The following is an 11,636-nucleotide window of genomic DNA, read 5'->3' as shown; positions in this document are numbered from 1 at the left end:
CTCGACGAGGAGAGCACGTGCCACAGGACACCTACGACTACGACGTCATCGTCGTCGGCTCCGGCTTCGGCGGTTCCGTCACCGCCCTTCGCCTCACGGAAAAGGGCTACCGCGTAGGTGTCCTGGAAGCCGGCCGCCGCTTCACCCGCGAGAACCTGCCGAAGAACTCCTGGGACCTGAAGAACTACCTGTGGGCCCCCAGGCTCGGCATGTACGGCATCCAGCGCATCCACCTGCTGGGCAACGTCATGGTCCTCGCCGGAGCGGGCGTCGGAGGCGGCTCGCTCAACTACGCCAACACCCTCTACGTCCCGCCGAAGCCGTTCTTCGACGACCCCCAGTGGCGCGACATCACCGACTGGCAGGAGGAGTTGCAGCCGTACTACGACCAGGCCCGGCGCATGCTCGGCGTACGGCTCAACCCGACGATGACCCCCTCCGACGTCCACCTGAAGGCGGCGGCGGAGCGCATGGGCGTCGGCGACACCTTCCACATGGCGCCCGTCGGCGTGTTCTTCGGCGACGGCGAGGACGCCGACGGCAAGGCCAGGGCCAAGCCCGGCGAGCAGGTCGACGACCCCTACTTCGGCGGCGCCGGACCCTCCCGCAAGGCCTGCACCGAGTGCGGCGAGTGCATGACCGGCTGCCGCCACGGCGCGAAGAACACCCTCAACGAGAACTACCTCCACCTCGCCGAGAAGGCGGGTGCGGTCGTGCACCCCATGACCACGGTGGTCTCCATCACGGACGACTCCCAGGGCGGGTACGCCGTCGCCACCCTGCCGACCGACGACCGCCGCAAGTCCTCCAGGGGCCGCGTCTTCAAGGCCGGCCGGGTCGTCATCGCGGCCGGCACCTACGGCACCCAGACCCTGCTGCACCGCATGAAGGCCAACGGGCAGCTCCCGCACATCTCCGACCGGCTGGGCGAGCTCACCCGCACCAACTCCGAGGCCCTGGTCGGCGCCCAGACCGACAACCGCCGCTACCGCAGGGCGACCGGCGAGCCGCAGGTCGACTTCACCCGCGGAGTCGCCATCACGTCCTCGATCCACCCGGACGAGAACACCCACATCGAGCCGGTCCGCTACGGCAAGGGCTCCAACTCGATGGGCGGCCTGTCCATCCTGCAGGTGCCGTACGCCGAGGGCTCGTCGAGGGCGCTGGCCTGGCTGCGCAACGCCGCCCGCCACCCCCTCCTCGTCCTGCGTTCCCTCTCCAACCGCCGCTGGTCGGAGCGGACCATCATCGGCCTGGTGATGCAGTCGCTGGACAACTCCCTGACGACGTACCTGAAACCGGACGGTGTCGGCAGGGGCCTGCTCACCGCCCGGCAGGGCCACGGCGCCCCCAACCCCAAGCAGATCAAGGCCGCGTCCCAGGCCGCGTCCGTGATCGCCGCCGACATCAACGGCTTCGCCGGCTCCAACGTCGGCGAACTGATGGGCACCCCCCTCACCGCCCACTTCCTCGGCGGCTGCCCCATCGGTGCCTCCCGCGAGACGGGCGTCATCGACCCGTACCACCGTCTCTACGGCCACCCCGGCATCTCGGTCGTCGACGGTGCCGCGGTCTCCGCCAACCTGGGTGTGAACCCCTCCCTCACCATCACCGCACAGGCCGAGCGCGCGATGTCGTACTGGCCCAACAAGGGCGAGGAGGAACCGCGTCCGGCGCAGGGAGCGGCGTACGAGCGTCTCGCCCCGGTCGAGCCCAAGACCCCGGCGGTCCCGGCGGAGGCGTTCGGGGCGCTGCGGCTGCCGTTCCTCGGGATGCCGGCGGTGCCGCCAAAGAAGTGACATGAGAACGGAAGAAGGACCCGCGCTCCCCTCCGAGCGCGGGTCCTTCTTCCGTTCTGGGACGAGCGTGCTTACGCGCTCGCGCCGGCCTTGCGGCGGCGCACCGCGAACACCGCGCCGGCACCGGCGACGACGGCGACCCCGCCGACGAGACCGATCACGGGCAGCGCGGAGCTGGAGCCGGTCTCGGCGAGGTTGCCGGTCGGCAGGTCGGAGATCTCACCCTGCGGCTTCTTCACCGAACCGCCCTTGCTGCCGTTGTCGCCCGGGGTGGCGGTGCCCGGGTCGGGGTTGGCCGACCCGGCCTTCAGCACCTCGAAGTCGTACTGTGCCCAGCCCTCGGCGATGCAGTCCTGGCCCTCGATGTTGTCCAGGTAGGCGCCGGAGCCGAAGGAGTAGGCGTCGCCGGCCGGGGCCTTGGCGTCGATGCTGACGCGCAGGTCCACGGACTGGCTCTGACCGGCCTTCAGCTTGTCGACGTAGAAGAAGTAGTCACCGGCCCACTCGTCGGAGCCGATCCGGTCCCAGGAACCAGTCTCGGGGTTCTTGAACTCCAGGTCGACGTAGGGGCTGAGGAACTTCGACTCGTCGAGCTCGTAGTTCTCCACCTCGGCGTAGAAGGCGACGCCCTCGACGGTGGTCTTCGCGTCGTTGGTGACGGTCAGCTCGAAGGCGTGGAACCCGTCGCCCGCGACGATCTTGCCGGGCAGGCCCTTGATGTCCGCGGACACCTTGGCGCCTTCGTAGTTCTTGTCGACGTCCTCGCAGAAGGGCACGTCGGGTTCGGTCGGCTCGTCGCTCGGGTCGGCCGAGACGGAGGGCTCGGCCGAGGTCGACGCGCTCTCGGTGGCGCTCGGAGACGTCGAGTCGGTGGCCGAGGCGGAGTCCGACGGCAGGCCGGTGTCGGAGGGAGTCGCCGACGTCGTGTCGGTCGGGGTCGCGGAGGTCGTGTCGGACGCGGTGTCGGTGGGCGTCGCGGACGTCGTGGTGGTGTCGCCGTCCTCGGCGAACGCGACGGGCGCGGACAGCAGCGCGAGAGGAGCGAGGACCGCGGTCGCGGCCGCGACACCCATGGCACGGCGAAGCTTCATCGAAAACCCCAAGGAGTCCAGTGTGGAGGGCTCCGCGTGTGGGGCGCGGGTGTGGCCCTTGTTCGCGGAGTTGGATCAGTGAGGCCTGTGAAAGGTTGTGCGCGCCTTCACAGATTTTTTATGTGCCCTGGATCACGTACGCTCTTCTGCTCGACAGGCGACCCACAGTTCGAACGACGCCAGTTCGAATGATTCGACGACGTCGAGTGACGCAGAGCAGAAAGGGCCGGCGCCGTGGCCGACAAACCGTCCGACGAGCCGAGTTCCGGTTCCGGTTCCGGTTCCGGCGAGGAACCGTCCGTACCCGACGAGGTCTGGGAGAAGTTCCTCCGCGACCACGGCTCCGCCCCGAAGGAGCCGTCCGCGCGTGCCCGCATGGTCACCGAGCGGCTGCGGCAGCAGGAGGCGCGGGGCGAGTCGCCGGCCGGCTGGCGCGCCGGGCCGACGGCGGCGGGTCGCAACGGCCGTCCCCGCAAGGGGTGGGCGGTGCTCGGCGTGCTGCTGGCCGCCGCCGTGGCCGTCGTGGCCATGAAGCCGTCGCTGCTGCCGGGCCACCTCTTCGGTGCCGGGGACCCGGATCCGGCCGCCGCCTCACCGCTGCCCGCCGAGACCGCCGCCCCGACCGCCGCGCCCTCCTCGGCGGATCCCGAAACCCCCACGCTCGCCCGCCCGTTCGCCGGCTCCCCGGCGGAGCGCTGGGCCGACGGGGAAGCCGGGATCGTGCTCCCGAAGGCCACCGCCCTCGGCTCGGTCTCCAAGGACCGGGTGGAGTTGGCCCTGCGGCAGACGAGGAAGCTGCTGGTCGACGCGAACCTCAATCCGAAGGTGCTGTCCGGCGCCCGTCCCGAGGCCGCGCTGTCGGTGCTCGACCCGAAGCAGCCGGGCGTGGTCGACGATCTCGAGACGGCCCTGCGCGCGCCGAGCGAGAAGAACGACCCGCTGTCCCTCTTCAGCCGCTTCGATCCCAAGGAAGTGAAGCCGGCGGGCGAGGTCGTCAAGGTCCGCGGCCGGATCACCTTCGGCAAGGGCGACTTCGCGGGGGTGGCGGTGCACGCCGACTACACCTTCGTCTACCCGGTCGTCCGCGCCGACGGTTCCACCGAGGTCACCCGCACCATCGTGCGCCGCGTCATCGACGCCGAGCTCCCCGACCCCACCCATTACCGGACCACCCCGGGGCGCCTGAACCTCGTGCGCTACGACGAGGACGCCGGCAACTCCGCCTGCGACGTCCACGACGGCTATCTGCACCCCCGGTTCCCCTCCCAGGCCCCGACCGGCGGCGCCACTTCGACCGGCCCGTCGGTCGACCCGTACGACCGCAGCCGCGTCATCGGCCAGGACGACGCCTGCGGCACCGTGAGCCGCACCTGATCCCGCGCATGCGAAGGGCCCCGCGGACGCGGCCGCGGGGCCCTTCTTTCGTCAGCACCGACGTCAGGGCAGCGTCGGTGCCTGGGAGCGGCGCCGGGGGGTTGCGCCGCTTGTCTCGTGTGCCCTCTGTGCGCCCTGGGTCGCCTTCCCGGCGCGCCTGGGGCGCCGGGAAGGTCTGGACCTCTGGCAGTGCTGAGGGACATGCAATGCGGTTGACTGCGAGGGCACTTGGGCTTTCTACGCATCGTGCTGGATGGACGCGGCCTCCGCAACCGTTTGACCCAGGGTTGTGCATTTTTGCATTTTCCGCCGGTCGGCCCCGGGCGTCCCCGGAGCCGACCGTTTACTTGGGTGACCGGGCTGCTGTCCCCTGCCGTCCGGTCACAACCCTGGAGCGAGGTCCCACGACGCACGGCACGACCCGTACGTCTCATCGCTCCAGCAAGCCACGCGTGGTTCTTTCGGGCCCGCCCCTGGCTGGCACGGACACCCCACCAACGAAGCGGCCCGCGGGGCGGTCACGCGCCGTACGGGTGAGAAGGCATGCGAACTCAGATGCGACCGCGGCACAGTTCGAGCAGGGTCATCGCGAGGGCGGTGCCGGGCCTGCCGAGCGCCTCGCTGTAGTGGTTCAGGACGTCCATCTCGCGCGAGAGGTTCACGCGCCGTCCGCCGGAGGTGATCCGCGCCTCCTGGATCACCGCCGAGACGGCCATCCGTTCCTGGATCAGACCGATGATCCGGTCGTCGAGCGCGTCGATGCGTTCACGGGCGCCGGTGATCACGTCCGCGGCCTCGGGGGTACGGGCGCCGGTCACGTCGGTGGCGGTCATGCGGGGCTCCTCGAAGGGTCGAAGTCGGTGCCCCGGATCGGCAGGGTCCGCGAACGCCAGGCGCCCCGGACCTTGTCGGCCCGGGGCGCCTGGGGAAGTCGCTCGTCAGTTGCTCAAGCGGCACGACCATGGCAGCCGGTGGGCCGGTCGCCATAGGTAAAGAGGAAGGTCGTGTGCTGAGGCATGCGGCCAGTATGCCGGGCCGCGCGGGGGTGTCCAAGACGGTTCGCATCCTGAGACGGGGCCTGCGGGGGCTTGCCCAGGAGAGGGCCCCGCCGGGCCCGGTAGACTCGGCCGCACACACACCCTCGCTCACCGCCGGAAGGCAACCCGTGTCATCAGCGACCCCAGCCGCCACCGACACCGTCCTGGTCGTCGACTTCGGCGCGCAGTATGCCCAGCTCATCGCCCGTCGCGTCCGCGAGGCCCGGGTCTACAGCGAGATCGTGCCGAGCACCATGCCGGTCGCGGAGATGCTCGCCAGGAACCCGGCGGCGATCATCCTCTCCGGCGGCCCCTCGTCCGTGTACGAGGAGGGCGCCCCCAGCCTCGACCGCGAGATCTTCGAGGCCGGCGTCCCCGTCTTCGGCATGTGCTACGGCTTCCAGCTGATGGCTCGGTCCCTCGGCGGCACGGTCGACAACACCGGCGCCCGCGAGTACGGCCGTACCGACCTGCACGTGTCGAAGGCGTCCTCCACCCTCTTCGAGGGCACCCCGGCCGAGCAGCACGTGTGGATGTCGCACGGCGACGCCTGCTCCGCCGCCCCCGAGGGCTTCTCCGTCACGGCGTCCACGGACGTCGTCCCGGTCGCCGCCTTCGAGAACGACGAGAAGAAGCTGTACGGCGTCCAGTACCACCCCGAGGTCATGCACTCCACGCACGGCCAGCAGGTCCTGGAGCACTTCCTGTACCGGGGCGCGGGCCTGACCCCGTCCTGGACCACCGGCAACGTGATCGAGGAGCAGGTCGCCGCGATCCGCGAGCAGGTCGGCGACAGGCGCGCCATCTGCGGCCTGTCCGGCGGCGTCGACTCCGCCGTGGCCGCCGCCCTGGTCCAGAAGGCCATCGGCTCCCAGCTGACCTGCGTGTACGTCGACCACGGCCTGATGCGCAAGGGCGAGACCGAGCAGGTCGAGAAGGACTTCGTGGCCGCGACCGGCGTGCAGCTGAAGGTCGTGGACGCGGAGGAGCGGTTCCTGACCGCCCTGAAGGGCGTCTCGGACCCCGAGGAGAAGCGGAAGATCATCGGCCGCGAGTTCATCCGGGTCTTCGAGCAGGCGCAGGCGGAGATCATCGCGGACGAGGGTCCGGCCGTCGAGTTCCTCGTCCAGGGCACCCTCTACCCGGACGTCGTCGAGTCCGGCGGCGGCACCGGCACGGCGAACATCAAGTCGCACCACAACGTCGGCGGCCTCCCCGAGGACCTCGAGTTCCGGCTGATCGAGCCGCTGCGCAAGCTGTTCAAGGACGAGGTCCGGATGGTCGGCCAGGAGCTGGGCCTGCCGGAGGAGATCGTCCAGCGCCAGCCGTTCCCCGGCCCCGGCCTCGGCATCCGCATCGTCGGCGAGGTCACCAAGGAGCGCCTGGACCTGCTCCGTGAGGCCGACGCCATCGCCCGCGAGGAGCTGACCGCGGCCGGCCTCGACCGCGACATCTGGCAGTGCCCGGTGGTCCTGCTCGCGGACGTCCGCTCGGTCGGCGTCCAGGGCGACGGCCGCACCTACGGCCACCCGATCGTGCTGCGCCCGGTCTCCTCCGAGGACGCCATGACGGCCGACTGGTCGCGTCTGCCGTACGACGTCCTCGCGAAGATCTCGACGCGCATCACGAACGAGGTCAAGGACGTCAACCGGGTCGTCCTCGACGTCACCTCGAAGCCGCCGGGCACGATCGAGTGGGAGTGAGGCCCCTGGAGGGGCTCAGGTGCGCTTGATCGTGCGCACCGGCTCGCCGGGCTTCCAGACCTGGACGACGAGGTACTTCTCGTCCTCGACGTAGGTCCGCACGACCTCCGTCAGCTCGGCACGGAAGAGGTGGAACGGCTCCGGCGGTTCCACCTCTTCGCCGTACGCGGCCTTGGTCGCGGCGTCCTCGACCTCGACCGCCCGGCCGGCGATCCGGACGTCGCCGCCTCCCATGGACTGGCCTTCCCCCGGGTTCGCCTGGAGCGCGAACCGCGGGTCGCGGCGCAGGTCCAGGGCCTTGAGCGAGTCCGGCATCATCCCCAGCCACAGCTCCCCGTTCAGGAAGCGGACCTCCAGTCCCGTGGTCCGCGGGGAGCCGTCCCTGCGCAGGGTGGCCAGGACATGGTGCGTGAAGGCGCCGAAGCGCGCCTCGACGGTCCTCGCGAGATCGGGCTCGGCGGCGGCGAAGTCGGCCCAGCCCGCAGTCGTACGACTCGTTGTCATACGACGAGTGTGGCGCCGATACCCGACATCTTCTGTCGGGTATCCGAGGCCACGCCGGACCGGGCGCCGAAGGTCACGCCGGACAGGCGGCCGGCGGTCACGCCGGACAGGGGACCGGCGGTCACGCCGGATAGGGGACCGGACGGACGAAGCGCTCACGCCCCGCCTCGTCCCGTATCGGCGTGCAGCCCGCCGCCGTCAGCTGCGCGGCCAGCTTCGCCCGGCGGGCCGTGTTCACGCGGAGGGAGCCGAACATGAACGCCGGCATCAGGACCGCGAGGGGCAGCAGGACGGCGTAGAGCCCGGTCAGCACCGCCAGCAGCAGGAACAGCACCCCCGCGCCCACCCCGATCGTGCGCAGCTGCACGGGGTTGCCGGCCTCGGTCATGGCGTCGTACCGGATGACCTTCGTGAGCAGGTCGACGTCCGGCTGCGCCTCGGGCACCGGGGTGAGCGAGTTCAGGTGCATGCCGGGCACCGCGCCGCCCGCGCCGACCTGCGGGAACGCGGCCGCGTTGGTCGCCGCGCGCTGCTGCGCCCAGGCATCGCCGGAGCGGACGAGGTGCACGTGCAGCACCTTGTGGCGGCCGACGAGGCGGACGCCGACGTAGCGGAAGCCGAAGCACTCGGCGACGTAGACGAGCGCGCCGAAGCTCTTCAGGTCGGAGAAGGGGTGGACCAGCTCGACGTGATCCCGGCTCGCCAGCTGCCGCATGAGGCTGGTGAGGTGGCGTTCGGCTTGGCTCATGAAGGGCTCCGGTGGCTGAAAAGCGATGCTGAATCTGTGGTTCCGCACTCCAGACCCACGAGCACCCGAAACGGTTGCGCGCGTCATCTTTACAGAACATCTCTGTTCTCCTGAGCAGACCGACGGTAACTTCCGCCCCGTAAAGCAACCCAGTGCTGGAGGAAGAACATGCACGGGACCCCCGGGGCCGGACCCACCCCGCCCCCGCCGCTCCCGACCGACCGGCTGCGGTTCGCGATGCCGCCCATGCACGACTCGGTCGACGACGAACGCCGGCACCGCAAGGAACGCCTCGCCGGCGCGCTGCGGATCTTCGGACGGCTCGGCTTCGAGGACGGGGTCTCCGGGCACATAACCGCCCGCGACCCCGAGTTCTCGGACTGCTTCTGGGTCAACCCCTTCGGCATGCCCTTCAAGCACGTCACGGTGAGCGACCTGGTGCTCGCCAACTCCGACGGCCAGGTCGTCGAGGGCCGCTACCACGTCAACCAGGCCGCCTTCACCGTGCACTCCCAGGTCCACGCCGCCCGCCCGGACGTCGTCGCCGTCGCCCACTGCCACTCGGTCCACGGCCGCGCCCTGTCCGCCCTCGGCGACCTCCTGGACCCCATCACCCAGGAGAGCTGCGCGTTCTACGAGGACCACGCCCTCTACGACGCCTACACCGGCGTAGCCGTCGACGCCGAGGAGGGCCGCCGCATCGCCGCCGCGCTCGGCTCCCGCAAGGCGCTCGTCCTGCGCAACCACGGACTGCTGACGGTCGGCGACTCCGTGGACGCGGCCGCCTGGTGGTTCGTGTCCATGGAACGCTCCGCCCAGGTCCAGCTCACCGCCAAGGCGGCCGGCCGCCCTCTCCTCATCGACCACAAACCGGCGGCGGCCACCCGCGAACAGCTCGGCGGCGACCTGGTCGCGTGGATCAACTACCAGCCCATGTGGCAGGACATCAGCCGCAGCGAACCCGACCTGCTGAGCTGACTACAGGCCCTGGAAACCCCGCAGTACGGCCGCCTTCGTCATCGCGAACTCCTCGTCCGTGAGCACCCCCTCCCGGTGGAGTTCGCCCAACTCCCGCAGCCTGCGCAGGAGTACGTCGTGGTGGTCGGCGGACGGCGGGAGGGCGCCGGCGAGCCGTGGCCGGTCGGCCCGCTCGCCGGCACCCCGGGTGGAGGGGTGCGGCAGGCGGGCGGTGACCGCGGTGGCGACGAGCGCGGTCAGCAGGTCGCGGCGCGAGCTGCCCCACAGGTCCAGGGCGTACGGGTCCTTCTCCGGCGGCAGCTTGGAGAACACCGTCTCCCGCGTCACGAACCGCAGGAACCCGTCCTCGTAACCGGAGTTGGGCAGCCACTCGACCTGCACCAGATCGCCGAGGGCGATGATCCGCGGCCCCGTCGCCCGCTTGACCCGGTCAGAGGTGTCGGCCCAGTCGATGCGCACCTGGGTGCCGTCGAAGGAGACCGTCCCGTCGGAGGAGCGGACCGAGACCGGAACCGGGGGGCCCGGCAGCAGATACGCCTTGGTCGGCTCCTTGGGGATCTGGTCCAGCAGCAGTGCCTGGCGGATCTCCTCGGCGACGTACTCCGCGACCCCGGCCCGGTCGACGTCCACCACCAGACGGTAGGGGTCGGCCGGGTCCGGCAACCGTCCGCCCGTCGCCTGCAGCAGCGGATCCGCCCCCTCGCGCAGCCGTATCCGCAGCCGCCCCCGCTTGCGTTCCGGCTCGAAGACCACGCCCGCGATCGCTTCGAGGGGCACGGAGACCTCGCCGTACGTCTGCCGGAACAGTGGCACGGAGCGGTGCAGGCCCGGCGTGATCCTGACCGTGGTGCCGTCGAAGGCCCAGGTCCCGTCCCGCTGGATGATCTCGGCCATAGGGAAATTCTCGCAGCCGGGTCAACACGGCGGCTCCCGCTTCACCCGCGCTGACCAGACCTGGCGGACGCGGGCCGGGTGCGGTAGGGCACAATTCGCTGTCATCACTGGGCAGTTGCATGGCGCCGGACGACCGCTGGGCAGGGGCGCCGGTCGGCAGGCGATGGGTCGTGCGGAAGGCGGGCGTCGGGCGTGGCGGTGCAGGAGGCGAGAGGGGGCGCGGACACGGGCGCGCACGGAGGGGCGCACGCGGGCGGCTGCGCCTGCGGGGACTGCCCGCACGGGGCGCGCGAGGGGCACCGGCGGGCGGTCGCCGAATTCCTGCTCCTGCGCGACGGGTTCGCCGCCGGACAGGGCGTGCCCGCGGCCGTGGCCCACTCGGCCCAGGCCTCCCGCCAGTGGGTCTCGGAGGAGCTCACCCAGTCCGCGGAACTCGTCGCCGAACGGGGTCGCGCCGAGGGCGAGGCCTGGCTGGCCCGCCTGGGGCGGTACACCGCCGTCACCGTGTGGGCACTGGTGCTGGTGTTGCTCCTGGTGCAGTCCCTGACGGCGATCGGTGCGGGCTGGACCTCCGCGCGCACCGCCGGGCTCCTGGCGGCCCTGCTCGTGGCCGCCGCGCTCACGGCCGCGTCGTGGTTCCACCGCGCCCGCGGCGGCGCCCTGGCCCCGGTGATCGGCGAGGACCACCGGCTTTCCACCTCCCGGACCGTGGCGGCGGCCTGGGTGCTCTTCGTCGCCTACACCGTGCTCGTGCTGGCGGGCCGTCTCGCCGCCGCGTCCGGCCACGCCGAGCGCGACGCCCTCGTCTCCGGCCTCGAACTCGCCCGCGGCGCGGGTGTCGTGACCGTCCTCGCCGTGGTGTGCGGCATCGCGGTCCTGGTGCGCCGCGTGGTCGGGCTGCGGGTCCTCGGCCAGCGGCTGCAGAAGGTACGGGCGGACCGGCCGCGTGCGGCCGACCTGCTGACCGACGACGCCGGGCGCGGCACCTTCGCCGACATCCAGTACGTCGCGATCAGCGCCGTCGCCCTGCTGTTCTCGGCGGTACGGCTGGCCCGCCGCCCCGACCAGCTGCCCGACCTGCCGTGGGGGCTCGCCGTCGTGGTGCTGGTGTCGGCCGCGACCTACCTGGCCGGCAAGTACGCGGAGGGCGGCCGCCCGGTGATCCTCTCCGTGGTGCGCGCCCGGGAGGCCGGTGACCTGGACGGCCCGATCCGCACCGGCGACGACATCGAGATCCGCGGCGCGGGCTTCGTCCCGCCCGGGGCGCAGGGGGCCGACCGGCTGTCCCGGATGGTCGTGCGCATCGGCGCGGTGAACGTGCACGTCCCGCTCGTCCCGGTCACCGGCGGATTCAGCAACCCGACCGACGCGGTGCTCACGGTGCCGGTACCGGCCGACGTGGAGCCCGGCCGGGTCGAGGTGCAGGTGGTGACGGCGGCCGGAGTGGAGACGAACCGGTATGCGATCGATGTGACCGACTGACAGCAATGTGGCCGACTGGCATCAAT

Annotated in this window: 11 protein-coding genes; 5 read left to right on the top strand and 6 right to left on the bottom strand. The window is 71.4% G+C overall.

Annotated features, from left to right (window positions below; translation table 11 throughout):
• Positions 1 to 17: 17 nt before the first annotated feature.
• Positions 18 to 1,799: a GMC family oxidoreductase N-terminal domain-containing protein gene (locus tag ACQF4J_RS19540; RefSeq protein ID WP_427166314.1), complete on the top strand. Its 1,782-nt coding sequence runs from the start codon at positions 18 to 20 to the stop codon at positions 1,797 to 1,799.
• A 71-nt stretch (positions 1,800 to 1,870) separates the two neighbouring features.
• Here the strand turns inward: ACQF4J_RS19540 and ACQF4J_RS19535 are convergent, their stop codons facing one another.
• Positions 1,871 to 2,890: an LAETG motif-containing sortase-dependent surface protein gene (locus ACQF4J_RS19535; RefSeq protein WP_427166313.1), complete on the bottom strand. Its 1,020-nt coding sequence runs from the start codon at positions 2,888 to 2,890 to the stop codon at positions 1,871 to 1,873.
• Positions 2,891 to 3,124: 234 nt separating this feature from the next.
• Here ACQF4J_RS19535 and ACQF4J_RS19530 point away from each other — a divergent pair, with 234 nt between their 5' ends.
• Positions 3,125 to 4,264, top strand: a complete 1,140-nt coding sequence (locus ACQF4J_RS19530; protein ID WP_427166311.1) for a hypothetical protein — start codon at positions 3,125 to 3,127, stop codon at positions 4,262 to 4,264.
• Positions 4,265 to 4,815: 551 nt separating this feature from the next.
• Here ACQF4J_RS19530 and ACQF4J_RS19525 read toward each other — a convergent pair.
• Entirely contained in the window at positions 4,816 to 5,097 is a 282-nt protein-coding gene (locus tag ACQF4J_RS19525; protein ID WP_351562628.1) for a chorismate mutase, read from the bottom strand.
• 332 nt (positions 5,098 to 5,429) lie between these two features.
• On the opposite strand from ACQF4J_RS19525, the gene guaA reads away from it, so the two are divergent.
• On the top strand, positions 5,430 to 7,004 hold the full coding sequence (guaA, locus tag ACQF4J_RS19520) for a glutamine-hydrolyzing GMP synthase (RefSeq protein WP_351562626.1): 1,575 nt from the start codon (positions 5,430 to 5,432) through the stop codon (positions 7,002 to 7,004).
• A gap of 15 nt (positions 7,005 to 7,019) precedes the next feature.
• On the opposite strand, the gene ACQF4J_RS19515 is transcribed toward guaA, so the two are convergent.
• Genes ACQF4J_RS19515 through ACQF4J_RS19505 form a run of 3 tightly spaced genes read right to left on the bottom strand, consistent with a single transcriptional unit; the run spans position 7,020 to position 8,256 of the window.
• Positions 7,020 to 7,508, bottom strand: coding sequence for a pyridoxamine 5'-phosphate oxidase family protein (locus ACQF4J_RS19515; protein WP_351562624.1), 489 nt, complete (start codon positions 7,506 to 7,508; stop codon positions 7,020 to 7,022).
• A complete protein-coding gene (locus ACQF4J_RS19510) occupies positions 7,505 to 7,633 on the bottom strand; it encodes a hypothetical protein (RefSeq protein WP_427166308.1) in 129 nt (42 codons plus the stop codon). Before ACQF4J_RS19510 ends, ACQF4J_RS19515 begins: the two co-directional genes overlap by 4 nt.
• The gene (locus tag ACQF4J_RS19505; RefSeq protein WP_351562622.1) at positions 7,630 to 8,256 is read right to left on the bottom strand and encodes a hypothetical protein; all 627 of its coding nucleotides are present in this window, start codon (positions 8,254 to 8,256) and stop codon (positions 7,630 to 7,632) included. Before ACQF4J_RS19505 ends, ACQF4J_RS19510 begins: the two co-directional genes overlap by 4 nt.
• Before the next feature lie 168 nt (positions 8,257 to 8,424).
• On the opposite strand from ACQF4J_RS19505, the gene ACQF4J_RS19500 reads away from it, so the two are divergent.
• Positions 8,425 to 9,234 (top strand): class II aldolase/adducin family protein, encoded by an 810-nt coding sequence (locus tag ACQF4J_RS19500; RefSeq protein WP_351562620.1) that lies wholly within the window; start codon positions 8,425 to 8,427, stop codon positions 9,232 to 9,234.
• Here ACQF4J_RS19500 and ACQF4J_RS19495 read toward each other — a convergent pair whose 3' ends face one another.
• Positions 9,235 to 10,128 (bottom strand): DUF4429 domain-containing protein, encoded by an 894-nt coding sequence (locus ACQF4J_RS19495; RefSeq protein ID WP_351562618.1) that lies wholly within the window; start codon positions 10,126 to 10,128, stop codon positions 9,235 to 9,237.
• Between the two features lie 192 nt (positions 10,129 to 10,320).
• On the opposite strand from ACQF4J_RS19495, the gene ACQF4J_RS19490 reads away from it, so the two are divergent.
• On the top strand, positions 10,321 to 11,610 hold the full coding sequence (locus ACQF4J_RS19490; RefSeq protein WP_351562616.1) for a hypothetical protein: 1,290 nt from the start codon (positions 10,321 to 10,323) through the stop codon (positions 11,608 to 11,610).
• The last annotated feature ends 26 nt before the right edge of the window (positions 11,611 to 11,636 follow it).

It is taken from the genome of Streptomyces sp. C1-1 (assembly GCF_050214755.1).
Classification (GTDB): Bacteria; Actinomycetota; Actinomycetes; order Streptomycetales; family Streptomycetaceae; genus Streptomyces.
The sequence above is the reverse complement of the archived record's forward strand: the minus strand, read 5'-3'. Positions and strand labels throughout refer to the sequence as shown.